At 41.1% G+C, this 26,840-nt stretch carries 24 protein-coding genes; 11 read left to right on the forward strand and 13 right to left on the reverse strand.

Annotated features, from left to right (window positions below):
* Window positions 1-184 precede the first annotated feature (184 nt).
* The 4 genes from E1160_RS12295 to E1160_RS12310 form a co-directional block, all read right to left on the reverse strand.
* The gene (locus tag E1160_RS12295; protein WP_155155581.1) at window positions 185-1,663 is read right to left on the reverse strand and encodes a flagellar hook protein FlgE; all 1,479 of its coding nucleotides are present in this window, start codon (window positions 1,661-1,663) and stop codon (window positions 185-187) included.
* A gap of 104 nt (window positions 1,664-1,767) precedes the next feature.
* Complete coding sequence (locus tag E1160_RS12300; protein WP_155155583.1) at window positions 1,768-2,442, reverse strand: flagellar hook assembly protein FlgD; 675 nt, start codon at window positions 2,440-2,442, stop codon at window positions 1,768-1,770.
* A 52-nt stretch (window positions 2,443-2,494) separates the two neighbouring features.
* A complete protein-coding gene (locus E1160_RS12305) occupies window positions 2,495-4,087 on the reverse strand; it encodes a flagellar hook-length control protein FliK (protein WP_155155585.1) in 1,593 nt (530 codons plus the stop codon).
* A gap of 300 nt (window positions 4,088-4,387) precedes the next feature.
* Window positions 4,388-4,813 (reverse strand): hypothetical protein, encoded by a 426-nt coding sequence (locus tag E1160_RS12310; RefSeq protein ID WP_155155587.1) that lies wholly within the window; start codon window positions 4,811-4,813, stop codon window positions 4,388-4,390.
* Between the two features lie 328 nt (window positions 4,814-5,141).
* On the opposite strand from E1160_RS12310, the gene E1160_RS12315 reads away from it, so the two are divergent.
* The gene (locus E1160_RS12315; protein ID WP_155155589.1) at window positions 5,142-5,558 is read left to right on the forward strand and encodes a flagellar biosynthesis repressor FlbT; all 417 of its coding nucleotides are present in this window, start codon (window positions 5,142-5,144) and stop codon (window positions 5,556-5,558) included.
* Window positions 5,559-5,616: 58 nt separating this feature from the next.
* Here the strand turns inward: E1160_RS12315 and E1160_RS12320 are convergent, their stop codons facing one another.
* Together E1160_RS12320 and E1160_RS12325 are read right to left on the reverse strand one after the other, a co-directional pair.
* The gene (locus E1160_RS12320) at window positions 5,617-6,069 is read right to left on the reverse strand and encodes a flagellar biosynthesis regulator FlaF (RefSeq protein WP_155155591.1); all 453 of its coding nucleotides are present in this window, start codon (window positions 6,067-6,069) and stop codon (window positions 5,617-5,619) included.
* 132 nt (window positions 6,070-6,201) lie between these two features.
* Entirely contained in the window at window positions 6,202-7,224 is a 1,023-nt protein-coding gene (locus E1160_RS12325) for a flagellin (RefSeq protein WP_155155593.1), read from the reverse strand.
* Window positions 7,225-7,475: 251 nt separating this feature from the next.
* On the opposite strand from E1160_RS12325, the gene E1160_RS12330 reads away from it, so the two are divergent.
* The 10 genes from E1160_RS12330 (at window position 7,476) to E1160_RS12375 (ending at window position 19,833) form a co-directional block, all read left to right on the forward strand.
* The gene (locus E1160_RS12330) at window positions 7,476-8,378 is read left to right on the forward strand and encodes a flagellin (RefSeq protein ID WP_155155595.1); all 903 of its coding nucleotides are present in this window, start codon (window positions 7,476-7,478) and stop codon (window positions 8,376-8,378) included.
* Between the two features lie 184 nt (window positions 8,379-8,562).
* Window positions 8,563-9,471 carry a flagellin gene (locus tag E1160_RS12335; protein WP_155155597.1) on the forward strand — a complete coding sequence of 303 codons (909 nt, stop codon included), beginning with the start codon at window positions 8,563-8,565 and terminating at the stop codon, window positions 9,469-9,471.
* A gap of 125 nt (window positions 9,472-9,596) precedes the next feature.
* A complete protein-coding gene (locus tag E1160_RS12340) occupies window positions 9,597-11,516 on the forward strand; it encodes a tetratricopeptide repeat protein (RefSeq protein WP_155155599.1) in 1,920 nt (639 codons plus the stop codon).
* Window positions 11,516-13,501 carry a motility associated factor glycosyltransferase family protein gene (locus E1160_RS12345; RefSeq protein ID WP_155155601.1) on the forward strand — a complete coding sequence of 662 codons (1,986 nt, stop codon included), beginning with the start codon at window positions 11,516-11,518 and terminating at the stop codon, window positions 13,499-13,501. The genes E1160_RS12340 and E1160_RS12345 overlap by 1 nt, the downstream gene beginning before the upstream one ends.
* Before the next feature lie 2 nt (window positions 13,502-13,503).
* Window positions 13,504-14,520, forward strand: coding sequence for an N-acetylneuraminate synthase family protein (locus tag E1160_RS12350; RefSeq protein ID WP_155155603.1), 1,017 nt, complete (start codon window positions 13,504-13,506; stop codon window positions 14,518-14,520).
* A gap of 3 nt (window positions 14,521-14,523) precedes the next feature.
* Window positions 14,524-16,359 carry an asparagine synthase (glutamine-hydrolyzing) gene (asnB, locus tag E1160_RS12355; RefSeq protein ID WP_155155605.1) on the forward strand — a complete coding sequence of 612 codons (1,836 nt, stop codon included), beginning with the start codon at window positions 14,524-14,526 and terminating at the stop codon, window positions 16,357-16,359.
* 12 nt (window positions 16,360-16,371) lie between these two features.
* On the forward strand, window positions 16,372-17,493 hold the full coding sequence (locus E1160_RS12360) for an N-acetyl sugar amidotransferase (protein WP_155155607.1): 1,122 nt from the start codon (window positions 16,372-16,374) through the stop codon (window positions 17,491-17,493).
* Window positions 17,490-18,218 carry a formyltransferase family protein gene (locus tag E1160_RS12365; protein ID WP_218048882.1) on the forward strand — a complete coding sequence of 243 codons (729 nt, stop codon included), beginning with the start codon at window positions 17,490-17,492 and terminating at the stop codon, window positions 18,216-18,218. The genes E1160_RS12360 and E1160_RS12365 overlap by 4 nt, the downstream gene beginning before the upstream one ends.
* Window positions 18,219-18,320: 102 nt before the next feature.
* Window positions 18,321-19,145 carry a class I SAM-dependent methyltransferase gene (locus E1160_RS12370; RefSeq protein WP_155155611.1) on the forward strand — a complete coding sequence of 275 codons (825 nt, stop codon included), beginning with the start codon at window positions 18,321-18,323 and terminating at the stop codon, window positions 19,143-19,145.
* A complete protein-coding gene (locus tag E1160_RS12375; RefSeq protein WP_155155613.1) occupies window positions 19,138-19,833 on the forward strand; it encodes a GNAT family N-acetyltransferase in 696 nt (231 codons plus the stop codon). Before E1160_RS12370 ends, E1160_RS12375 begins: the two co-directional genes overlap by 8 nt.
* Here the strand turns inward: E1160_RS12375 and E1160_RS12380 are convergent.
* Genes E1160_RS12380 through E1160_RS12410 form a run of 7 tightly spaced genes read right to left on the reverse strand, consistent with a single transcriptional unit; the run spans window position 19,830 to window position 26,811 of the window.
* A complete protein-coding gene (locus E1160_RS12380) occupies window positions 19,830-20,351 on the reverse strand; it encodes a PAS domain-containing protein (RefSeq protein ID WP_155155615.1) in 522 nt (173 codons plus the stop codon). The genes E1160_RS12375 and E1160_RS12380 overlap by 4 nt on opposite strands.
* Window positions 20,352-20,373: 22 nt before the next feature.
* On the reverse strand, window positions 20,374-20,733 hold the full coding sequence (locus E1160_RS12385; RefSeq protein WP_155155617.1) for a hypothetical protein: 360 nt from the start codon (window positions 20,731-20,733) through the stop codon (window positions 20,374-20,376).
* A 3-nt stretch (window positions 20,734-20,736) separates the two neighbouring features.
* Complete coding sequence (locus E1160_RS12390; protein ID WP_155155619.1) at window positions 20,737-21,468, reverse strand: cytidylyltransferase domain-containing protein; 732 nt, start codon at window positions 21,466-21,468, stop codon at window positions 20,737-20,739.
* A gap of 11 nt (window positions 21,469-21,479) precedes the next feature.
* Window positions 21,480-22,562 carry an NAD-dependent epimerase/dehydratase family protein gene (locus E1160_RS12395; protein WP_155155621.1) on the reverse strand — a complete coding sequence of 361 codons (1,083 nt, stop codon included), beginning with the start codon at window positions 22,560-22,562 and terminating at the stop codon, window positions 21,480-21,482.
* Between the two features lie 23 nt (window positions 22,563-22,585).
* A complete protein-coding gene (locus tag E1160_RS12400) occupies window positions 22,586-23,734 on the reverse strand; it encodes a DegT/DnrJ/EryC1/StrS family aminotransferase (RefSeq protein ID WP_155155623.1) in 1,149 nt (382 codons plus the stop codon).
* A 12-nt stretch (window positions 23,735-23,746) separates the two neighbouring features.
* Window positions 23,747-24,766: a Gfo/Idh/MocA family protein gene (locus E1160_RS12405; protein ID WP_155155625.1), complete on the reverse strand. Its 1,020-nt coding sequence runs from the start codon at window positions 24,764-24,766 to the stop codon at window positions 23,747-23,749.
* Entirely contained in the window at window positions 24,766-26,811 is a 2,046-nt protein-coding gene (locus E1160_RS12410; protein WP_155155627.1) for a FlgK family flagellar hook-associated protein, read from the reverse strand. The genes E1160_RS12405 and E1160_RS12410 overlap by 1 nt, the downstream gene beginning before the upstream one ends.
* Window positions 26,812-26,840: the final 29 nt, after the last annotated feature.

Below are 26,840 nucleotides of genomic sequence, written 5' to 3' on the forward strand. Positions count from 1 at the left end.
TAGTTTGTAATATTGTCAAAAGCTTATCTAATATTTTTGAAGATTTGATTAATAAAACGAAGAAAAACTAAGTAACTTGAAGTGATAATTAAAAGTTACGAAGTAAAATTAAAGAAAATAATGACGTAAAAAAGGCCCTGATAGAAAACTATCAGGGCCAGGTAGCGGTAGCCTCTTAGCTTAATTACCGCTTGGTTCGAATTAATTCTTCGAGCATCTCATCCGCTGTTGTGATGATTTTTGTATTCGCAGAATAAGCCCGTTGTGTTGTGATCATGTCGGTAAACTCTGTCGCCAAATCTACTGTGGATGATTCAATGGAAGAGGGGGAAATTGCACCAGCACCACCTGTTGAGGCGGTATGTGCAATCGCTTCACCAGAGCTATCTGTTTGAATATATACGTTACCTGTTTGCTCTTGTAAGCCATTCGGGTTCGCAAATGTGTTTACAGGAACTTTGTACAAATCACGTGTTGAACCATTATCGAATAATGCTGTTACAACACCAACATCATCAACACTTACGCCTGTTAAGGAGCCAAATTGTTGGCCGTTTTGGGAGTAAGTATTAATAGTACTTGTCCCAGCAGCTTGAGAAAGGCCTGTTGTTGTACCAGGGGTGCCAAGGTTAAGGTTGATCGCAACCGCATCATCGACACTTGCTGCAGAATAAGTGCCATCATGATCAATAAACACTTGTAATACACCATTACCTGCGTTGTCATCGCCGCCGACGATTTGGTATGTGGAGCCTGCTGCGTTGGTAAGTGTTGTTGTTGTATCTGATACAATGCTAGATAAATTACCGCTGGCGTCAAATGTTACGACACCTAGTGCAACTGTTGTGCCGGCCGTAGCGGTGTCGCCACTTGCTTCATGTGTTGTGATTTCTGTATCAGAGATACCGGCAGTACCATCGGTGTCTGCAGCAAAAGCACCATTATTACCCACATCTAAGTCAAGGAATTCACCGTTATCCAATGTGGCGAAAAGATTCCATTGATCAGCAGTACCTGTTTTCTCAAAATTTAATGTTAATGTTCTTTGAGAACCCTGACGATCAAAAATCTGCAATGCAATATCAAAATTATCATTGGTAGCTGCGTCTGCATTTAAATTTGCACTGACATTATACTCGGTTGTGGGAATTGGATCCGACGAACGTGCCGATACATTCACAACCTCAAAAGCGGATTGCACATTGGTTTCGGTAAAGCCTGTACCTGTGGAATTGGCTTCCCAGCCTAATAAATAGTAACCTGCTGCGTTGACTAGATTGCCATTCTCATCAGGGCGAAACTCTGCTGCGCGAGTGTAGTAAATTGAACCATCACGGGACCAGTCACCAGTAGTTGCATCTTGGGTCACACTATCTGTAACAGTGAAAAAACCATCACCAGAAATTGCCAAGTCAGTTGAAGACGCAGATGCTTGTAATAAGCCTTGGGCATCATATTCACGCCATACTTGTGACTGTACACCACCGGAACTATACAGAGTCGGAGATGGATTATTAGTAACCAATGTGGAAAATTTGGCTTTGGATACTTTATAGCCGGTTGTATTCACATTGGCGATGTTGTCAGAAATCATGGCCATAGCCTGACTGTTCACAAACATGCCAGATACGCCAGATCTTAATGCGCCGTATAAACTACTCATTTATTTTCTCCTCCGTCTCTCTCATTTAAAAATCGGAGTTAATTCCATTTGGAACTTAACTTGGTGTTTTACTATTGTCTTTTGGTTATCTTTTGCGATCTTAATCATGATGCAGGAGGCTCCTTAACTTCAATGACCTTGCCTAAGTCGACACTGACATTGCCCATTTTCAGGGTTGTGTTTGTTTCTCCAAATTCAACGGAATCGACAACTGCCGAATATGCATATTTAATATTTTCGATCGTTTTTGCTTCTGCGTTTGTAGCGCTAACTTCAAAATGATAATCACCAGCAGGCATCGGGTTTCCGGAACCATCTTTGGCATCCCATGTTACGCTATGGGTGCCTTGCGCGGTTTCGACTGGTGCGGAGTAAACCAGATTACCTGCTTTATTGAAGACAAATAGTGCTGCATTTTTTGCTGTTTCAGGAAGGGTATATTCGAATTCTTCGGTTGTCCCTGCCTTATGTGTGAATTCATTGTGATCTACTTTCACTGATTTACCCATATAACTTACGGCATTGTTCAGTTCAGTTGCTTTTTGTAAACCAATCAAATCTTCCAAACGTTGTGTTTGGTTGATCGCTTGTTCCACATTGGCAAATTCAACCAACTGGTTTGTAAACTCTGTAGAGTCCATCGGTGAAAGCGGATCTTGATTCTGCAATTGAGTGGTGAGAATCAAAAGAAAACTATCAAGATCTTCGGCGAGCTTATTTGAAGCCCCCGCAGAATTTGATGAAGCCGTTTGGCTTGCGATAATTGAACTTACACTCATTTCTTTTGTTCCTCACTCATCTCTCAATTACATCCATGGCGTCCGATAGTCATTAGACTTGAATGTCGTAACTACCATCTGCGTTTGGTTGGGCCTCCTCACCCAAGCCAAGCATGGTATTGGTGTTAGCTTCCTCTTCCGCAGCTTCGTCTCCCTCCAGAGAGAAGTTAGAGTCGGAGCCATTATTGGCGCCATTTCCGTCTGCGAATTGGTTATAGCCGTTACCTTGGTTGCCTAGATTAAAACTCAAGGAGCTAGAATCTGTTTGCATACCTGCATCATTCAAAGATTTAACAAGATTGTTTGAATCGCTTTTCAGCATATCCAATGTTTCTTGTTTTTCGGCAGTGATGACTGCTGTCATCTTGCCATCTTTGGCCATCTCCATCGTTACTTCGATACGTCCCAGTTCATATGGGCGAAGTTGGATTTTGATTTGGTCTTGTCCCTGACCAGCAGCACGCTGGATGTTAACCGACACCTGGTCTGAAACCAGTTGTGGGGGTACATTCGGGCGATTGTTATTTGCTGCTGCCTGAGTAGATGCAGAGTTTTTTACTGTTTGGCCATTTTGACCATCCAATACTGCTGCGCCAGTTGCGCTATCCACACTTGCAACCTGACCAGTTGATCCTGCTGCTGCAGAAGGTGCGGCCGCTGTGGCTGCGCTGCCTGCATTTGCTACTGATGCAACTGTAGGGTTGAATTGCGGCGTTGCTGCTGTTGGAGCAGGTTGTGCTTCTTGAGGGGTAGGCTGTCCGTTAGGCAAATTTTGACCAGCTTGATTGCCGTTACCGCTATTCGCTTGGCTATCAGAGCCGGCAGGTTTTGCCTTGTTGGCAGAATTGCTACCATTCAATGCTGCTTCTTCGGCTGTTTCTAATAGCATATCTGCAACAGTGGATTTTTCACCACCTACTTCTGCCGTTTTGGTTGTTTGTGCCGCTACGGTGGATGCTGCTGCCAATGTACTATTTTGTTGGCCTGTTACTGTCGATTGTCTGTCGGAAATAGTAACATTCATGCCGGAAGCATTTGTATTGGATTGTTTTTGATTGAGTTTTGCAGGGTCAATGTCGACAGTTTCATTCGTTGTTGAATTAACGTGAATGCCATCTGCGTTTTTGGTCTGCTGTTGGCCGGATTGTTGTGCATTCTGCGCCCCGGTCTTATCGGCTGATACCGCTTGTGCAGCTTGGCCTTGTGCCTGAGTTGCTTGGTTGCTTGTTGTATCAGTTTTTGCTGCTGCATTGGGGTCAATTACAGCGGCGTTCATTCCGGTTACAGTCGGGGCAGCATCGTCCGCAGCGCCTTGCTTGTCAGTTGTTGCTACTTCTTCCTGATCGGATTGATCGTCCTCTGCATATTGTCCGTCATCAACAGCGTCATCAGTTTCTGCTGCCGTATCATTATCAATATGACTTGTTTCGTTATTGGCGAAATCAAACTCTTCCGTCTGCGCGCCTTCTGGTATGCTGAGCTGTGAGCCCGGGTTAAAGAAAGTAATATTATTCGTAGCCTGATCACGTAACAGGTCTGAAAAGACTGTGCCGTCACTCGGGCTATTACTTCCTCTCGCCTGGGAATTCTTCTGATTACCCACGTTGGAGAGCTGATCAAATACTGTTTCGATTTGTGCGCTCATGTCCGTTCCTCAGTTAAAGTCACGAAAATATAAGCAAGAGCCGGGCCAGTTTTGAAAATATATAGAAAAATAAGATGTTTGAGGTTGTTAAATCTAAGATACCGGGCCGCTGGAAAGGCGAGGGAGGTAGGCTTTTCCTAGTAAGAGTTATATGGGGGAAAAGGATGCAAAAAAGCCCCGGGCAAAAATTATTTGCCTGTGAAGGAAGGGGCTTTAAGCGTAGATATCATAGCTTTGTTTGTCGTATATATGATATATGACGGTCTGATAGTTTTATCTATTGTTTGGTTCTAGCCGAAATCAAATAGAGCGATCTAAGGAAGCGCTCGATTGAGGGGCTTCCTGAATCAGCTCATCGAACTTACTATCAAGATACTCGATCAAGCTTTCAGACGGAATTCTCTGAATCACATTGTCAGAATCCGGCTGCAATACTTCCATAAAATATGTGTCAGTTTCATTGTCAAAGCCCAAACGTGTTTGAAAACCATCAATGCGCAAATTTTGATATGTATCTAAAGTCGCTGGTGTATCAGGACGACTTTCCCGACGAGAGGCATCTTCATCTCGAACATTCGGTTGATCGGTTTCAGTTGCTGCGGTTACCACATTATCTGGGGTGCGTTGCAAGGTTGACACTGCACCTGCTTCGGCAGTCGCGCCAGTTTGTGGTTGTGGTGTATTTGTTTGGGGCAGGTTTACCTGCGGGGTGAATGCAATATCCATGGCTTTTCTCCTTCAGCTTCTGCCTATGGGTTTATGCCTTAATATGTAAATAAGTGTTAAATCTAATTTTTAAATAATACTTACTTACTTCATGTGTTTGTTCGATACCGACTGACAATTCTTGTTTTGTCGATTATCGCACATATAATTAGGTTTTTTAACTATATCGGAATTTGCATGTTTTTGCAAGCTAGCTATTGCTTGTAGATCGTCTAGGGTGTTTTAGTTTTCAAAAAGGGTAGAATCATGCCCCCTTATCCCTTATATATTGCAAGAGTTTCTATTAATACGTTTTTCGATTTTTATCGAAAGGGCTTGGAGAGAGTTAATGCCTTTAAGAATTAAGCTGCCAACAAATGAAAAAGTAATCATCAATGGTGCAGTGTTGGAAAATGCGGGTGATGCGACAACTATGATTATCCATAATAAAGTGGATATATTGCGTCGCAAGGAAGTGATGAATGAGGCTGATGCTGTATCTCCTGCGCGAAGAGTTTATTATGCTCTTCAATGTGCGTATCTATTTGAGAGTGATCGTAATGAGTATTTAACTTTAGCGAATGGTTTGATATCCGAATATGTTGAGGCCGCACCAAGTGCTAAGGAAATTGTGGATTCAATTGAGGGTAAGTTGCGCGATGAGAAGTATTATGATGCTTTAAAGAATACCTTGGACTTGATTGATCATGAAACGGCACGTCTTGTTCAGATCGGTGTTTTAGAGCCAGAAGCTGTATCTGAATAAGATCATAAATTTAGTTAAAAAAAGGCTCAAAAACGAGCCTTTTTTTATATGTTTAGAACTAAATTTCTGTATTTGAGCTGCCGCTCGTTCCACCGGGGGCATATGGATTGCTTGGCTGTTGAGTGGGGGCTGCGGTATCTTCTGCTGATGTTTCGTTATTTTCCATTAGGCCGGCGCCAATTTGACGGTTAATATTTATAAGTACGTCAAGTTTGTCAGCCGTTGGGGATCCAATAACCTCTGTCGATCTTTTATCGATAAAGTTAGAAAGGCTTAGGAGATTTTCACGAATTTCTTTGGGAACCGTGCATTCGGGATCGACAAGTTCAGATTGAAGGATGGTCCAAATACGCCAGTTCAAGCGGCACTGGGTTAAGATCTCACTGCTGTCACCGCTTTGTTTTGCGGCGTCAAGTCGACGCGCCATTTCGATGAGTGCCCAGCCCTCCGCTTGAGGGCCTGAACCGCGATTGAGGGCTTGTTTCTGTTGTGAAGCGTATGGATTATTCACGTCAGTACCAATCTTTCTTTCAACACAGTATCATTTCTCTTTTCACTATATATAGATTCTCGAAATCTCGGCAAGTCATCTATTTCTTATCTAAGAGATTTTCTGAATAATACATGAAAAATGTTGAGAATCCTATAAAAATTGCACCAAAGATAATTGTGACTTGCGGGAAATGACGGTGAAAGATGCTTGCATCATGGTTTGTAATGCAGACATTTCGGTTGCTGCTGTTGCTGTGTCTGCCACCGTAATCTTATCTAGTGCAATTTTGCTGATTGTAATGAAACTATCGTGAAGATTGCGCGCATTTTCCACTTCATTCAAAAATGTACCATTTTTCGATTGTAGGTGACGAACTTCTGTACGTGTTGAATCTGCAAGCGTGCGCGCTTCGCTCAAAAATGAATTGCGTTGGTCAGTTGTTAATCCTGCTTGGGTTGCTGCTTTGAAGCGCATAATTGCATCTACTGCATTTTGAAAGGCAGGGTCTGTGGCTGTGATACCGTAGCTAATGGTCTGGTCGTTTGAAATAGTAACCTGAGCTTCCTCCCATGCTTTTGTATTGATAGTACCTGTACCGGCGAAGCTGGTTAAGTAAGATTCAACCGTATTGGTACCACCGGAATCGATAATGTGCTCGGGGATTTGATCTGCGGTTTCTAATGTATTTGCAACACCAATGTCATTTGTTGTGTAGGTAGACAATGTGCGCATATCGACAACTGGGGCTTCTGTGAAATTTGTGCCACCATATATATAACGTCCACCGATTTCCACATTGAGGTTGGATTGTAGGTCGAGTAAAAGGTTGTCTGCAAGGATGGCGTTGTCGGCTGCCCAATTGTCATCGTCTGGCGAAATAGGGTCTGCGGCATTCATTAATTGCTGTAATGTTTCCACAACGCGTTCTAAAGATGAATCGTAAGCATTGGCAGTTAATTCTGTTAGGTCGATAGAGCGTTTGTAGGCTTCCCTTGCATCAATCTCATGGCTTAGATCTAGGATGCGGGAAGCATTGGATCCGTAATCTTTGAGGTCTGCGTGTTTACGACCTGTGGAGATTTGGTATTGAAGTTCGCCAAATCTTTCATTCTGTTGCTGGATTTGAAAGCGGGTGTAGCTTAAACTGCCTGTTGTGCTAATCCGTTCAACCATGGTTTTGCCTTCCTTAAACGCTATTGAAGTCTCTGCATGAGGCTTTTTTGCGCATTTTTTCTATTTAAATATATGTTGTTCTTATAAGCATTTATAATGCCATTTTCATATAAATTGTTGAAAATAAATAACTATATGCGCGATTATTTTTTTATATAAAAGGGGGTTGATTTCGGTTTTAATCTGTGCCTATATAAAAGTACCGATAGGCAGAAAGCCTTGATTATATATTTCCAGAAAGGAAGATTAAAATGTCTGATATTGCTCTTACAGCTGCGCAACGCACATCCCTACTATCTCTACAAAATACACAATCTTTGTCCGAACGTACACAAACACGTTTGTCCACTGGTCGTGCCGTAAATAACGTGGTTGATGATGCGGTTAACTTTTTCCGTGCGAAGTCCTTGACTGACCGTGCTGCTGACTTTGAATTAAAGAAAACAGAAATTGACCAAGGTATCTCTACTTTGAACTCTTCTCTTCAAGCGATTGAAAGTATTGATACGCTTGTTAAGCAGATGAAAGGTATTGTTGAGGCGGCTCGTTCTCAGTCTGCTACAGAGCGTAAATCTGCAACAACTCAGTTTGAAGAAATTGGTAAGCAGATTTTCCAGTTAGTAGAAGATGCTTCTTATCAAGGCTTGAACTTGGTTAGTTCTACAAACTCTACATTGGATGTATCTTTTGGTACACGTACAGCTTCTAAACTTCAGGTGTCTGGTATTGATTTGAATAAGACTTCTGGCGATGTAACAAATGGCTTGTTCTCCATTGATACTTTCTCTGCTGCAGGTAATAACATTAACATATCCAACTTTGGCTTGTCTGGTGGTACATTTACAACATTCGGTACAAATAACTCTGAAGTTGATAAAGCGAATGATATGATCCAGGTGTTGGATAAAGGTATTGAACGTCTTCGTGGTCACGCGGCGACATTGGGTTCTAACGTTGCGATTTTGCAAACACGTCTTGATTTTACAAATTCTTATGTGAATGAATTGACAGTTGGTTCTGATAAATTAACACTTGCGGATTTGAACGAAGAAGGCGCGAACCTTGTAGCGCTTCAAACTCGTCAGCAGTTAGGTATTCAGTCTCTATCCATCTCCGGTCAGCAACAGCAGGCTGTACTAGGTTTGATTGGGTAAGGTCTACCTTATATATGCAGAGAAGGCTCCCTTTTGGGGGCCTTTTTTGTTTTTTTATATTTTCTGTGAGGCAGTATTTTTTTTATTTTATTGTTTTAAAACAATGGTTTGCATTTTTTTGGCACACAGAGTGCATTGTTCTGGTCGATTTAGAAAATAATTTCGTCCAGAAAGGAATGGAAAAATGCCTCTTAGCGATATTGCTTTAACCGCCGCCCAGCGTGGGTCGCTTTTATCACTTCAAGATACTCAGACTTTATCTGAGCGTACACAAACTCGTTTAACCACAGGTAAAAAGATCAATAGTGTGGTTGATGACGCGGTGAACTTCTTCCGTGCAAAAGCCTTATCTGATCGTGCAGAAGATTTTTCTTTACGTAAGGATAATATTGACCAAGGCATTAGTGCTTTGAACTCCACATTGCAGGCGATAGAATCAATTGATGCATTGGTGAAGCAGATGAAGGGTATCGTAGAAGCATCTCGATCTCAATCAACCCAGGAACGCCAAGCTGCTACTACGCAGTTTGAGGAAGTTGGAACACAAATCTTCCAACTTATCGAGGATGCTTCCTATCAGGGTTTGAATTTGTTAAGTAATACAAACGCGATTCTTGATGTGGCTTTTGGTGTGCGTACCGCTTCACGTCTGACGGTGACAGGCTTGGATTTGAATGAAACTGCTGGCGATGCGGTTAATGGTTTGTTTACAGTTGCTGTATTCTCAGCGGCAGGTCAAAATATTAATATTTCAAATTTTGGACTTTCTGGTGGTTCCTTTACGTCATTCGGCCCTGCTAACTCTAGTGTAAGTACCGCCAATGACATGATTACAGTGATTGATAAATCCATCTCACGCCTTCGTGGCCATGCATCAACATTAGGGTCAAATGTCGCTATCTTGCAAACACGTCTAGACTTTACAAATACTTATGTGAATGAACTCACAACGGGTTCTGATAAGTTGACTTTAGCGGACTTGAATGAAGAAGGTGCAAATCTTGTAGCGCTTCAAACTCGTCAGCAGTTAGGTATTCAATCCCTTTCCATCTCTGGTCAGCAACAACAGGCGATTTTATCCTTGTTACAATAATTTTGATTTTTATAAATCAGTTATGGAAAAAGGAGAGCTTTGTCTCTCCTTTTTTGTTTCTTTGCATTTTTTTGTGAATCTTATACAAATAATTTTACTACTATTTGCTTGGAAGTGTGCGGTCTATGCCTCAATTAAGTATTGAAGATATAAGGTGGGCAGAAAGTGCCTTGCAGTATTTGGCTGGTCAAGATTTGAATGCAGCCATGGAAAAAATTTCAGCTGCTCAAGTTGATCAAGAATTACAACCAATCAAGACGCATCTATTAGGGTTGCTGTCTATTCGGATGAATAACTTTTCTGAAGCTTTAAAGCTTTTTAAGTTGGCTTCCGATATATCTCCTATGGGTAAAATACATTTCGAGGCTGCTAGCTATTGTGCCACTCGACTTGGAATGCTTAGTGACAGTGTTTTTTATCTTAAAATGTCTGCTACATGCCCAGAGCCTACAGAATTTGAGGTTAAGCTTTTACCTGAATGGCTAGGTAGCGTTGAAGATCAGCTTGCAAATATCCAAGAGCGCCCTTTCTTGCAGAAGGCAAAGGAAACCTTGGCTAATGAGCAATATACTGAGACTTTGCAGCACCTTCAGCAAGCTCTGAATGCAGATCCCTTTCATGTAGAGAGTTGGTTGGTTATTCAGAAAGTGATGAAAAAACTGGATCGTAAATATGATTCTGTTCATGCCGTAAAAGCAGCTTTGGATTCAGGTGATGTAAATGCAATAGCAATAGCGGAAGCAGCTTTGGTGGCTAGTCATTTGTCACTACCTGAAGCTAATGAATTATTTCAGAAAGCTCATCAACAAAATACCGAACATGGTAATGCTTATGATGTTGAGCTATATGAGCTTGAGGCCTTGGAAGCTCAGGTGAATTTAGATGATTTATTTATCGAAAAAAAACGAGCTTATTTAGAGAAGCTGAACGGTGTTTCTGCGTCAGATAAGATAGTGGCTTTAGAAAATCAGGTTAATTTAGGGGTTTTCTCTGGGCGATTGAATGCTGGTCAGGGAGCTGATTTTTTCGTTAACTTTATATTGGATGTCCTTTCATTTGGGCGTGCTCCGTGGTTGGCGGTGAAGGTGTTTTCAAATTCCGACTATGATGACTTTCAGAGTAATCGATTGAAGACTAACGCAAGAGATTTTAGACATGTGGATATGATCGATCCATTGACATTGTCCCGTATTATCAGAAATGAAGCTATTCATATCTTGTGGGATTTTGATGGATTGCGTTCGACAGGTGGTCCGCAAATACATCAAGAGATCATGATACCATATCGCTTGACCCTTGATGAAACATCTATATCGCCTCTTATGACATCCCTCGTTGGGGAAGATAAGTTTGATCTTGATTTTTTACCAATTGCTTTGCCAAGAAAATTTGACCCTTCTGAATTTGAGATTACCAAAGATAAAGACCGCAAGGTTATTCTATTATCAGTAAGTCCATCTGATCTAACTGATGAAATTTTGGATATGTTTTATCGAATTAAGACGGAACTACCATTTTTTGATTTGCTATTGGATACAAGAAAGCTAGGCGGTGTTTCCTTTGTAGATAGGATCGAGGCAAAGTTTATAGAGAAGGGCCTTGGAAATTTTATACAATTTCATGAGGTTTGTGATCGAATGGAGGCATATAATGAGGCATTATATTCCAAAGCTGATTATCTTCTTACCAACTCAAGAAGTGATGGTTTGCAAGCTGTATATAACGGTTTTCTTCACAACTGTAATATCTTGGTATTAGAAAGCGGGATTAATACTTTGGTGAAATCTAGTTTAGTTCAGATAGGGCTTGAAAACAGATATTTCGATCAAGTTTCAGACCTAGAAAATATTATAAGAGATGAGCTTGAATCAGATGCAAGTTTTGTAAAGACGTTAACAATCCAGCATGAAAAACTGATAGATTTTGTTTCTGCAGAAAGGCGTTTTGAAAATGTACAGGCCTTTATTGGTTTTATCGAAACGAGTTTGTCCGAAATTTATAATAAAGATGATGCGTCTGGCATTTTGATGAAAGATGGTAAGTGATGGATCGGTCAGAATTATTCAAGAAAAACTTAGAAGCACTAAGAGGGCATCAGCAAATTCTAGCATATCAGTTAGAAAATCTCTCTTATGTGCATACAAAACTTGTTGAGACCGAATTTGATGGCGTGGCTGGGTATAACTTAGATTTGGGAAATACGCTGTTTTATGGTGAAAACCCTGAACTCTTAGCAAAGAAACAGCTGGAACAATACAAGAAAACACCTTCTCGTATTCATGGAGGGTGGTTGTTTAATCCTGTGTCTCCTTGGACAATTACAGAGCTGCTTTATGAAAAGGCATGGCTTTGGGCTGGAGAAAATAATTTTCAAGATGGTGGTGAATATCGCGCGGGTGATGGTGGGATCGGTATAATCCTTGGATTAGGTCTTGGTTATCATATTAATTTTTTAATTGATGAACTAGATTGTAGAATATTTTATATCGCCGAGGAACATATTGAATTTTTATATCACTTTATGCATTTGCATGATTTAAGTGAGATTTATGAAAAGCTTGAAAAGCGAGGCGGAGAAATTCGTTTTGTTCTGGATGATGATCCGGATACAATTGTATCAAGAATAAATGTAACAATCCGTCAACATGATTTTGGTATTGTTGATGGGGCCTTCTTCTTTACGCATTATCATTCGAAGAATATGCTTGATATTCGTACGAAGTATTTGGAAGCCATTCCACTTATGAACATGAATCCTGGCTTCTTTGATGACGAATGCGTTATGATGCGAAATTCATTTGCAAATCTTACAAACAAAAAAGCAAGTCTCTATAAAATCGGTCCAAGGTTAAAGAAAAACACGCCTGCCGTAATTGTTGGGTCTGGCCCTTCACTTGATTCTTGTATTGAGCTAATAAAAGAAAATAGAGAAGAGATTTTTGTGATTTCTTGTGGGACTGCTTTGGGTGCTTTACTGCGTAATGGTATCCGGCCAGACTATCATGTGGAATTAGAAAATACGCCTGGCCCTCCTAAAATAGTCAAAGAGTTGAAAGATCAATTTGGATTAGATGATATTGATTTGATAGCACCGACTACAGTGAGACCAGAAATGGTAGAGCTTTTTGATCGTTCGATTTTATTTTTCAGAGATTCTGTAACCTCTACCCATTTTTGGGGGGGGCAAGATATTGTCTCACTTGCTGCCCCTACTGTCAGTAATGCGGGGGCTCGAATAGCGGCGGGTTGGGGATTCGAAAATATATATCTTGTTGGCGTTGATTTGGGCGCACGTGAGCAAGAAGCACATCATTCAAAAGATTCTATATATCTTGCAGATAAAGAGTTTTTAAAAAATAGCCCCGCACATGCAGCTGCTTCAAAATATAATAATGTACAAAGTGGTAATTTTGGCGGCACTATTTATACGAATACAAGTTTTCATGCTTCCGCTGTTGCCATGGGGCATTTATTCGAACTATTTCCGACCTTAAAACTTATTAATCTTTCTGATGGAATTCGCATAAAAAGGGCTATTCCTTGTTTACCAGAAGTCGTGCGCTTAACAGGAAATAAGACGGAAGCCGAATATGAGAAAAAACTTATTTCAAGTGAATTTGAGAATACACGTAATAGCTTTCAATTCTCAATAGAGGAATTAGAGAAGCTACGTGAAGAGATGTTAAGCGATTGTCATCAAATTCATGAAGTCTTTGTAAAACATCTTGATGATAAACTTGATGTATATAACTTGTATCAAGATATCCGGAAATGCTTGTTTTACTTCGCCAACAACAAGTATGAACGCGTCCGGCATTCTATGTATTATGGTACATCAATGTTGATTTTTCAGTTAGCATTTATAGTCATCCGACGGTTGAAACATCGTCCAGAATTGATGACTTCCTATATGGAATTTTATGAACGCGAAGCTCTGAAAAGTTTGGATGAAGTTACGGAACAAACAAAAGAGTTGATGGATGAATTAGTGAGAAGCGGTGAAGTATATCTTCAACAAAAGGAACGCTAAAGATGAATTTATTCGGTAAGGATTTAACTGAGGAAATTGTAATTATTGCTGAAATTGGAGTAAACCACGAAGGTGATCTCGATAAAGCAAAGGAAATGATTTCGTTAGCAGCGGAAGCAGGAGCTGATGCTGTTAAGTTTCAAAGTTACACTCCGGAGAGATTCATTTCTTCTGATGATGCTGAACGGTTAGAAAGGGTAAGACGTTTTGGCTTATCTGAATCAGACCATCATGAATTATCTAATTTTGCGAAGAACAAGCATATTCACTTTTTCTCCTCTGCTATTAGTGAAGATTGGGTCCCTCTGCTTGCTGAATTAGGTGAAGCGATTAAGATTGCGAGTGCTGATATAACTTTTGAACCGGTTATCAGGGCTGCTGCGAGTTCTGGTAAAATCGTTATCCTATCAACAGGTGGATCAACGATAGACGAGGTAGATACAGCAGTTGGCTGGGTGAGGGAGGAAGTTGGTCAGGATTTACTTTCTGAGCGTCTTGTAATTCTGCATTGTATTTCATCCTATCCAACACCTATGGAAGAAGCGAATTTGCTATCAATTCCTTATTTGCAAGAACGATACCCTGATGTTGTTGTAGGCTATTCCAACCATGCCAAAGAGCGTGAGGTAAATGTAAGTGCTGTGGCTCTTGGGGCACGGGTTTTGGAGGTGCATTTTACCTATCGTAAAGAAGATCAAAGCTTTCATGATCATGCATTATCAGCCGATCCCGAAGATATGGCATATTACGCGCAAATGTTACCAAAAATTGCTCAAATGAGGGGGCAATTTGGTAAGCAGCCTCAGGCATGTGAGCGGGAAATTGTACCGATTATACGTAAGGGACTGATCGCAGCAACTGACTTGCAAATGGGGCATATCTTAAATGACGCGGATATTCATTTTGCGCGTCCATCAACCGGTTTTCCTGCATCAGCCAGATCACATGTGATTGGTTGTCAGTTGAACGTAGATGTAAAAGCGGGGCAATCGCTGCAACCTGAGATGCTGAAAGGATAATTTATGTGTGGGATTGCGGGGGGATTTGGACCAAAATCTATCACACCTGATCGGCTTGCTTCTTGCCATAAACTTATGGCGTTGAGAGGTCCAGACGGCAGCGGGCATTGGGCTTGTGAAACCCCGGCAGGAAACCATCTGAATTTCCTTCATTCACGACTTTCAATTGTAGATTTAGCAGAACGTTCCAATCAACCATTTGTTAAAAATCAACTGACTTTGGTTTTTAATGGAGAGATTTATAACCATATAGAATTAAGAAAAGAACTAGAGACGCTTGGGCATGTGTTTCACACCACAGGCGACACGGAAGTTGTTCTTGAGGCATATCGGCAATGGGGCACCGACTTCGTAACTCATATGGAAGGCATGTGGGCGATTGCGCTTTATGATAGTCGCCAAGATCAGTTGATTCTTACTCGTGATCGTTTCGGCGAGAAACCACTTTATTTGTGGTGGGTGGATAATTGTCTTTATTTTGGTTCAGAAGTTCGATTTTTGATGGGGCTATCTGGGGTAAAAGCAGATGTAAACCAAGAACATCTAAGACGGTTTCTAGTAAATGGCTATAAATCACTTTTCCCGTCCGAGGACGATTACTTCTATGGGATTAAAGCATTTCCTGCTGGACATGTTGCGGTTGTCAAAACACCGTCTATGCCCATTAGCAAGCCTTTTTGGTCTGTGAGTTATAATCCTATCCAAATGACACAAGATGAGGCATTAGAAGGAACATATGACAAAATACGTCATGCGATTGAATTGAGATTAAGGGCTGATGTCCCTATTGCTTTACGTTTAAGTGGGGGAATTGATTCGAATGTCGCTCTTGGCATGGCAGTACAGGAATTACAGCAAGATATTACGACTTTTTCCGTAGTAGAAGATGATCCGCGTTACGACGAAACCGCAAGTATTCTTGAAGCGATCAAGTATCATGGATGTTCTCATGAGATCATAAAAATACCTAAAGATAACTTTTTAGATCGTCTTTACGGATTAATTGATTATTTTGGTAAACCTATGATGACGATATCTTATTATCTTCATGCATTGGTGAGCGAGCATATTCATAATGCAGGGTTCAAAGTATCGCTTGGAGGTACAGGGGCTGACGAAATTTTTAGTGGCTATTATGACCATTATCTTTTCTGGCTGGCGGAAATGCAGAATCGTGCGGATTTTTCCGATCTGGTCGGAGGTTGGCGAGATAGCTACGGCAAATTTGTTAGAAACCCCTTTTTGCAAGATCCCGAAGCATTTATTAAGCAGCCCAACCGACGAGATCATATTTTTTTAGGTGCAGAGAAATTCTCTTCTTTTTTGAAGGAACCTTTTGAAGAAAGGCATCATGAAAAGACATTTTGTGAGCCGATTTTACGTAACAGAATGTTGAACGAATTGCTGCATGAAACAGTACCAGTCATGCTTCATGAAGATGATTTATCTGCCATGGCTTATTCAGTAGAAAATCGCGCCGTTTATCTGGATAGCCAATTGGTGGAATTTGTTTCCACAGTGCCGAGCGAGCATCTATTTGGTAACAGTTTACCGAAATATTTACTGAGACGTGCGGGAAAGGGCATTGCGCCTGAAAGCATTTTAACGAACCCACGTAAGCAGGGAATTAATGCGCCTGTTACCAGTTTCGTTGATTTTACTGATGATGAGGTGCAAGAGGCAATATTGGACGATAGTTTAGTCTATGATATTATTCAAAAAGATAAGGTTGAGAAGCTTTTGAATTCCACCTTGGAACTGAATAGCGAAAGTAAGTTTTTATTCTCAATTATTTCTACAAAGTTGTTTTTGGACAGTCATTTGGCGTTTCAGCCATAGAAGGATGGGATTATGGAATATTGTGTTGAATGTATTTTGCCTGATACCCGTCCCGGTATTGAGTTGGATGAAAACGGAGTTTGTACGGCTTGTCATGGGCATCGCGATAAAGAAAGTAAGATTGATTGGCAGGATCGTGCAAAGAGTTTTGAGGGCTTGGTCGCCGATGCAAAGTCCCGATCTACGGGCTATGATTGTATTGTACCAGTTAGCGGCGGCAAGGATAGTTGGTATCAGATAATCAAAGCACAGAGTTATGGTCTCAATGTGTTGGCGGTCACCTGGCGTACACCAGCCAGAACAGAAATTGGCCAAGAAAATGTGGAGCGCATGATTGAGAAGCTTGGCGTGGATCACATTGACTATACGATTAATCCGGATGTTGAACGTCGGTTTATGAAGGCTGCATATGAAAAACTAGGTGCGACCGGGTTGCCTATGCATATGGCTCTTTTTTCCATTCCTATTCGATTGGCTGTGCAGCTCAGAATTCCCTTGATCGTCTGGGGAGAGAATGCGCAGCTAGAATATGGTGGAAATGAGTGGGAGAGATTATCTACCAGCTTAGATGCCAGTTGGTTGTCTAAGCATGGATGTTTGCAATCGACACAAGCATCGGATTGGATTGGGCAAGACGGCTTAACAGAAAAAGAGTTATCTGCCTATACATTTCCCATTGATCCAGATTTTGAGGTGAGATCGGTATTTTTAGGCTCTTTCTTCAAGTGGAATAGTTTTGAGAATACTGAAATAGCTCAAGCACATGGGTTTAAATATGGAAAAGAGGATTTAAAAACGGGAACTTGGGATTTTGCCGATATAGATTGTAAATTTATTTCCCTGCATCATTTTTTAAAATGGTATAAGTTTGGAATGACAAGGGCCTTTGATAATCTGTCTGTGCAAATTCGATATGGTATGAGCACGCGAGATGAAGCCATAGAAGCTGTTAGAAAGATGGGATTGCAACGACCGGATGCGGATATAGAGGCTTTTTGTGAGTTTCAGAAGCGCCCTGTAAACTGGTTTATGGAAGTCGCAGAAAGCTTCCGCAATAAGGATATCTGGAAACAGGAAAAGGGTCGCTGGATTTTGCCGAATTTTCTGATACAGGAATGGGATTGGGAACAATGACATCAACTATGAAAATCGCACTGCTGACATCTGACATGCCTTTTTTGAAGGCTTTTGCAAAAGCGTTATTAGAACATTATCCCAATATTCAAATATTTGAAGAAAAACGAGAAATTTCAGCCAGTTTTGAGACACGTCACGAAATTGATGATTTTCGGGATAAGTATGAAATTGATACCTATTTTGATGGTACTGAACCAAGGTTTGCTGATCTGGCACCAACGCATACATTTCGTGATGTGAACTCTGAAGAATGCGTTAAAGCGATCAAGGAATTTGAACCTGATGCACTTATTGCTTTTGGCACAGGCGTAATTCGCGAGGAGTTGCTGAAAATTAAACCAGACCGTTTCGTTACATTACACGGGGCTGACCCCGAACAATATCGTGGATTGGATACCCATCTTTGGGCGATTTATCATGGTGACTTTGATGGATTGATGGCCTCCCTTCTTCGGGCACATGTTATACCGGATCAAGGTGGGGTAGTGATGAAAATGCCAATCCCAATAAAAGCTGGCATGAAGTTTTTTGAATTACGAAAAGCTTATTGTGATATTTGCATTAGCATGGTGCTTTCTGCGCTAAATATGCTGGAAAGCTTTGATCAATTTATTAGCCAACCGCAACGATATATTGGTCGACATTATTCCTTTATGCCTGCGGTTTTGAAGGATCGCTGTATCCAAAAATTTTATTCACATGTCTTAACTATAAAAAAATGATTGCGTTATCGAAATTACTATAACTTTGCTACCTTCAAATGTAGTTATTTGCTTCGACAACGAGATAAGCTTGGTTTCGATAAGTGAAATATGTAGGTTTATATGAAAGATACTCAACAACCATGTGCCATTTGCAATCAGATTGAATGGAAATTCCATGCATTCTTTACTCAGAAACCAGATATTGAGGCGGATTACGGGTTTCAACGGTATCAACGAAGTTTATTTGAATGCCAAACCTGTGGACATTTTGAAAACCGTTATGGCGGGGATATAGATTTATCTTCTCTTTATGAGGGAGGCTATTGGGATAGCACCTATGCTGATCAGGTGAAGTCTACCTTTGACCGCATCATGTCTTTACCTGCGGATCAATCTGACAATCGTGGACGGGTTGATTTTATTAATAGGTTCTGGGAACAAAACGCGTTGTTGAAAAAAACGGTTTTGGATATTGGTTCGGGTTTAGCAGTTTTTCCTGCTGTGATGAAAGAAACAGGTTGGGAAGTAACAGCGTTAGATCCAGATGCAAAGGCAGCAGAGCATGCCCGAAACAACGCTAATGTTAAGTCTGTTGCAGCTGATTATCTAAAAGATAATGTGGATGGAAAATATACCCTCGTAACACTTAATAAAGTGTTAGAGCATGTGCCGGATATGACTGGTATGTTGAACAAGGTGAAACACAACTTATCAAAAGATGGCCTTGTTTATGTTGAATTACCGGACGGAGAAACAGCTATTCATGATCCAGATAATGCAACGCGTGAGGAATTCCTGGTAGAACATTATTGTGCATTTTCTTTTGCCTCCTATAGCTTACTTGCAAGTAAAGCTGGTTTCAATGTTTTGACATTGGAACGCCTGATTGAGCCGAGCGGAAAGTATACTTTACGCGGTTTCTTGAAAGTCAAAGATAATGCATGAGAATAGATATTCAGAACTGCCATTTGAAACACAGGTATTTGGGCAACCTGTATGGCGTTTGGATGATATCTCATACGCATATGATGTCGTTCGTTTAGCCGAAGAGCAGAATGTTGGATTGATCAGCTATCGCGAAAAAGGTTCTGAAAATGACTTTTCATTACTAGATCAGTCCGGTTTTTATCCCGTTGAAATATTAACCACACTGGAAAGAGCTGTTACCCCAGAGGTTGAATGGCCAATTCACATCCGTATTGCTGATAAGGATGATGCAGCATGTGTCGCAGAGATTGCGCGTAACTGTTTTGAACATGATCGTTATCATGCTGATAAGGCGATAGATGATAAGATTGCGGACGAGATTAAAGCAGTTTGGATGTTTAATTCTGTCTCAGGACGAGCGGACGCTGTTTTCTTATATGAAAAAGATCAAGAAATTTTAGGCTTTAACGCATGCATGCTTAGGGATGGAAATGCGGTGATTGATTTGATTGGTGTTAGGCGGGATGCACAAGGTGGCGGTATAGGGCGTGATTTGGTTCGAGCAATGGATAGTTATTATTTTAATAAAGCTAAAAACTTGCGTCTAGGCACGCAGGAAATGAATAAAAAATCTCAAAATTTTTATCGAACACTTGGGTTTAAAGACGTTGCAAGATATCAAACCTGGCATTGGACAAGCTTCTAATCAATCTTGAAAAGTAGTGGGTCTTTTCCAAGTGGAGGGAGCGCCGCATCAGTGCCACGTAATCGCTCATAAATACTGCACCCAAAGATATAGTTTACATCGCCATATTTATCACACATTGGAAGATAAATACGTTCAGTATATTTAAATTCATCGTCGGTTGTGACACTATAATATGCAGCGGCCGGTGTCTCTCGAATGAATTTCCAACGTGTCATAACACTTTCAACAGATTCCGAATCCATAAAGTCGCTTATCAAAGGGCAATTTTTTGTTTCTTGCCATGCGTCTTTTATATTTTGTCCAGCCAAAGTCTGCCGATAAGTATTCAGTTCGGTGACATATTCATAGATCCAGACATTTGAGATGTATTTCTTAGGAATTGAAAGTGGGTCAATGTCATTACGTGCGGGAATTTTTTTGTCTGGTGCAAAATTAAGCCATGCTTGATAAATCTCATTGGACATTCTCGTCGGGAAGGTTGCTGGCCCTTCTTTTAAGTCTTTGATACTATACAAATGATGCCTCTTTTGAACCTAATTATGCTATATTATTTTTTAGTTGAATGTCATCTTGGTCAAGATAGGCAATAATTTCCATATCTTGAGAAGCTAGGTAAGTGGTAAATTCATCTTGTTTTTCTGTTTCATAGGCTAAAACATAAAACAATCCATCTGGGTTACGTGAAAGCACTGTTCTATAACCTGCTTTTTTCATCCTACCATTGGTTGAGCCTGTAAGGTAATATCCCCAATCCTTCGCTGTGATATCAAGTTCTTTACCTGAGGATGATTGAAATGTGATTAATTCATCGCTGTCTAAATTTATATCTGCAACATGAGAGAGTTCTACATTTTTGACTGTGAATTTTCTGGTAGGAGATTTAGCTTTATAGTCCATATATCATACCTTACTTGAGGATAGGTGGTTTTGCTGCCAGGTTTCAGCCAAAGGTATAATATCCTTTAACTCCGCATGGATTGGGTCATCCAACTGATTGACCATCCAGATTGCTTTATCAAGATCTTGCGGCGTATCAACGGTAATGGATTGAATGTCAGTTGAATAAGATTCTGTTGCACGAACTGGTAATATCTCAAATTGATCAGAATGTTTATATGCGTAAGCAGTGACGTGTTCGAGATAATATGGGTCATCCGTTAAGTTACATATCTTTTGCATCGCTGTGCGTGTAATAATTTCAACACTACATCCATAAGGAAAATCATGCGATACAAAAACATTACTTGTGAGATCACTTTCACTATTTAGAAACTCTGTAGCAACCAAATCAACAATTTTCGGATCCATCAATGGGCTATCTGCGCAAATCCTAATAAACCAGTCCAAATTATTCGTTTTCATTGCTTCCAGACAACGCCCAGCGACATTATTCACATCCCCACGGAATACGGGAATTTTATTTTCTTGTGCAAAGTCGACAAGAGGTTGATCAAGATCACGGTCTGTCGTCGTAACGATCATATCTGATATTATCTGACAACATTCAAGTCGCTTAACTAGCAAACTTAGAACTGTAAACTCTGTATTAAGTTGCTTGAGTTGTTTGTTCGGCAAACGAGTGGAATCCAGTCGTGCCAGCAAGAGCATAGCCCCTTTGCCACGTTTTGACATTTTAGTAAGCCTTAGTAATCTTCGTTATTCTTGCGTTTGGCTTTTTCCCATGCATCTACATACCATTGGCAATAATCTTTATAGCCAGTTTCTAAGGTCCATTCAGGCTCAAAACCAAGAATGGTTTTTGCACGATCTGTAGAGAGAGTTCCTCGTATTGGTTTATCAACTGCACGTGGTCGTTCTTCGAGAATGGCATCTGGAACAACGGACTTAACCACACCGGCAAGATCAGCAATTGTACGGGCATTCCCAAAAGTTAAGTTGAAGGTATTACTGTCTTCTGGGGATTTGTGAAGTGCTAATGCACGTACCTGTCCCTGCACCAAATCTTTAATATAGGTGAAGTCTAGCTTTCCATCACCACCGCCTTCAAGAAGAAGTGGCTTTCCCGTAAGCGCATTTTCAATAAACATTTGGCTTACACGGCGTGAGATGCAACGCTCTCCATATAATGCGCTTGGTCGAATAACCGTTGTGCCTAAACCATATTGAGTTCGATATGTCCGAATGAGGCGCTCCCCCATAAATTTTGCATTGGCATAAATGCCTTCAGGGCGCGGGAAGGTAGTTTCATCCACACTATCGCCTTCAAAATCACCGTATACAGTACTTGAAGACATAAACATAACTTGATTGATTTTATCTGTTCTTGGACGAATTAATTCCAGAGTGTTTCGTAAGGTGATCAGTTGTAAGTCAAAACAAAGCCCAGGTTCTGCTTTTGCATCAACAGCGCTGGCAATAGCTGACAGATGAACGACTTTGGTTGGTTCGAATTCTTCAAAGATGCGTCCAAGATCAGCTAAATGTCTTGCATCACAATTTTTCAAGGCTACACCAGATTTTCGAAGGAGATGGAAACGTTCTAACAAGAAACCCTGATACGCCATGCGCTGAACTTTGTCTTTCTCAGCTTCAAATGTATTTTCAATTAAGCTATTGATCATCAAGTTATCAGCAATCATGACTTTAGAACCCATGTTTGCGAGTTCAAGTGCAAGGTTATGGCCGATAAATCCTGCACCACCTATCAAGAGGATGCGCTGATCTTTCAATAATGGACGTAGTGTTTCATAGGGGATATGTGACATGATGTACCTCGAATTCTTCTTGGTTATGCCTTTGAAACCACAAGGGCTTGTTTTAATGCTTCTGCAATTCGCTCAGGACCATCTTCAGGCAAATGAGGGCCAACTGGCAAGGATAAAGTTTGTTCAGAAATCCATTCAGCATTTGGGAATTGTCCCTGTTTATAGCCGTATTTTTCTGCATAATATTCAAACATGGGAACTGGACCAGGATAATGTACAGAAAAACCAATACCATTTTCCTTAAGGCTATCCATTACTTTTGCACGATCAATAGATCCATCTTTGGGCAAGATTGTATTTAAGCAGTAATGGCTGTTAGGACCGTAGCCTTCCGGAGGTGGGAGGAGAGAAATTTCTTCCACCTCATTGAGCAACTCAACCAAGCGACGGTAATTCTCAGCACGAATTTTCTGAAAACCGTCCAAACGTTTTAATTGCTCAATTCCCACGGCTGCCTCAACATCACTCATGCGATAATTGAAACCCAATTGATTGACATCGTAAAGGCCTGGTTTGGCCCGTTCGCCAAGTGCTTTGTTATATCCAAAGGCACGACGTTTACGGAGTTGATCCGCAAGGTCATCATCATTTGTGGTAACCATGCCCCCTTCGATTGAGGTCATATGTTTCACAGGATAAAAGGAAAATGCACCAGCCAAACCATGATTACCCACTTTTTTACCGTCAAATTCTGCATCAAGAGAGACGGCGCAATCTTCAAGGATAAAGGCGCCATGACGTTCGGCTGTTGTTTTAATACGGCGCATATTACAGGGAAGGCCAAGATAGTGAACTGGCATGATGACAGATAGATTTTCTTCAATTCTATCCAGCGCGCCCGGGCACATATTTCCGGTATTTGGGCTAATGTCGACAAAGACAGGTTTAGCACCTTGTAATTCCACGACATGGGCCGTTGCAGTATGGGTCATTGCTGGCAATGCAACCGTATCGCCTTTGCCAATGTTCTTCACAAAGAGGACCATATGAAGACCTGCGGTACAGGAGGCAACGGATACAGCATGTTTTGTTCCTACTCTCTCAGCAAATGCCTCTTCGAATTCAGGTGTTTTTTTTCCATGTACCAGCATACCGCTATCTAGTACTTCTAGCACAGCATGTTTTTCTGCATCACTAATTTGTGGTTTACCGAATGGTATTGGATCAGCCATGTCCGTTTTCCTTTATCCCGCTTGAAAGCTATAGCTTACTGGCACTGTTTTTTTCTCCTTAACAGATTCCCAGCAAGCGAAACAGATATCCATTACAGAATATACATCTTTTGCACCAACATTTGGTTCTTCGTTTTTACGAATGGCTTCAATAAAGTCTGGAAGTAAGTCACCTTTAGCCATAGCAGGGTAAGGGGTGGTGAAAGGGGATTCGTCTTTTTCTTCATCGCTATTAAAGAGGCGAGCATGCGGTTTTCCGTTTTCGAAGCTTAGTTTTGATCCATAAATATTTAAGGAGTGAAACTTATGGCGCTGGGGCATAAACATTGTAGTCGTTTTTGCTAAAACCTCGTCATCAAACCGTAAAAGATTCGTGATAATGTCAGGATATTTAAATTGGCTGGCATTGGTTGCTTTCTTAACACCCATGCCAGTAACTTCTATGACGTTTTTACCAATTATCCAGCGCATTAAATCGATAAGATGAATGCCTCCACCATAAGTGATGCAGTAAAAATCCATCGCCCCGCGCCATCCTTCGGTGATCTTCCAAAGGATTTGATGAATATAATCACCTTCCATGTAATAAATATCGCCAAATTCGTCGTTTTGAACCATCTGACGAATTTCTTTGAAGCGCGGGCTTTCACGTAAGATTAGATTGGAAGAGATTTTTTTACCACTATCCTGTTGCGCGCGAATAACACGTTCCATATCAGGTTTATTTAACGCGATTGGTTTTTCAACGAATACATGCTTGCCGTTTTCAAATGCAGCAACCGCCTGATCGGCATGAAAATTGTCATAGCTACATATAGATATAACATCGATTTCCGGGTCTTCGATGATTTTCATTGGATCGGTATGGCAATCAGAAACATGCCGTCTTAAGCCAACTTCATTTGCATGTCTATGGTTGATATCGCAAATAGAGGAAACCTCGACGTTAGGAATTGCATTATAGCTTTTTACATGCTGTTCCCCAACGCCTAGTCCTATAACACCAACCTTAAGAGGTTTGCTCTCAGTCATTAACGAACCGCTTGTTCAAGGGATTGGAACATTTCGTTTACAGTGGAAATTACACGTGCAGATGCTGCATAGCTATTTTGTAAGACTGTCAGCAATGCCATTTCTTCATCGATATCAACGCCAACTTCATTTCTCAATTTTGTGCTGAGGTTATTCATCACGGATTGGTCTTGTTTGAATAGGCCGTCATAGCGTTGTGAGCGAGTTGTGATATCGCTGATTAAACCACTTACAAGTCCCGTATAAGATTCATCTGTCAAGGTTAGTCCAGATCCAGAAGTATCTCTGTTAGAAGAAGATAGAGCTTCTACCATCACAGAACCCGAGCCATCCTTTAGGGAGGAGCTTCCATCAGACAAAACGTCATTCACGCGGATGTTGATACGACTTGCATTCTCATTTGGAGTTCCTGAAATAACTTCAAAAAAGCCAGTCTTTAACTCACCCGTGTTTGCAGCACCTGTAACGGCAGCATTACCGCCGTTAAAGGACAGACCAAGGCCGTTTGCACCCGAAAGAGGGGTGCCAGCTGTTTCTTGAATGACCAGATCGCCTAAAACAGTGGAAATGTTTAAAAAGCCATCATCTGTTGTGAAGGCTCTAACACCCTCAATTGCATTTAAATCTGCTAGTAAATCGGCGGTGCTATATGGGGATGCACCAATCGTAACTGTGGTCGCTGCTCCACCTCCGACAGAAACGGTAAAAGTGTTACCTGCAGTTACGCCTGCAAGTGTGGTCAGATCTGTATTGCCACCGATATCGGCGGTACCTTGAGAATATTCCTCCGCATATGCGTAGCTCAAAGATGGTGGCTCATCTGGGCTGTAGGTGCCTGCTGTTAATCCTAATTCCGTTAATGCAGTGCCACCTAATACAAAGCCTTCTGTGGATGTCAGGATTTGTAAATGGCCATGGGCATCTACACGTGCTTCCATATTAGTGATTGCATTAATTGCTGTGACTACATCGTCAATAGAATCACCTGCATTAATAGTGATTGTTGTTGCTGCGGCCTGTCCACCAGCATTGATTGTGATGGTATTACCGGCTGTTACAATTCCGTCGGTTACAAGGTTTGTACTGCCTTCGACAAATACATTACCCTTTGTTCGTGCTGCAGAATCGTCAACTAGCGCAAAGGCAAATTCATCCAGTTGATTACGCAATTTTTCAACAGGATTGAAGATGCCATCGGCATTGTTAACCGCAGCGTCATCGGTGCGACCCATCTCAATCAAGGCACGTAATTTACCATCGGATAACCGACCATCAACGACAAGGTCGGTACTTGTGCTACCGGATTTGGTTAGAGAATGAGTGCCTTCATCCCATGTGAAGGTGGATGCGTTTGCAACAGTAAGATCCATGCCGGAAGTTGCAAATACAGACATGGAACCATCTTCATTACGGATATAGTCAATTGTCATGATCTCGGAAAGATTTAGAAGTTGCTCATCTCGTAAGTTTTCTAAATGTGAGATTGGTAGGCCTTTTGCTTTGTCTCGAACGATTGCATCGTTGAGACGGTCAATTTCTGCCAAAGTATCATTCAAGGTATTTACGGTCGCATTAATATCCGCCCGCAATGATTGCTCAACAGTATCCAAGGCTGTGGAAATACGACCAATTTCACGGGTTAGATTTTCTGCAGCAAGGATAACTTGTCTTTCCGCCGCGTCACTTTCTGGTGCTGCTTCAAATGCTTTCCAAGCGGTATTCAAATTTTCAACATAGTCAATAAGAGGGGTTTCAGAACCCGTTACGCCAAGAAGATCTTCGATACGCTCATAATAATTTTGTAAAACTTCATTTTGCGCTGTGTTGGAAATGGAAGCAGAAAGGTCATCAAAAAGACCTTCATTTACCTTCCGTGTAATGTCAGAGATACGTACACCACCTGTCTGTACATTGGCAAAATTGGCATCTCGGGCGTTGTAATCTTCGTTTTCCGAATTCGCAACGTTATCAGAAACAGTGGCGATAGCTGTGTTAATACTGTTAACAGAGCTAACCGCAATATTTAAAGCACTTACCAATGACATAACATTTCTCCCAGGTTATTACCTGCATT

Source organism: Curvivirga aplysinae (assembly GCF_009711445.1).
GTDB classification, from domain to species: domain Bacteria; phylum Pseudomonadota; class Alphaproteobacteria; order UBA8366; family Aestuariispiraceae; genus Curvivirga; species Curvivirga aplysinae.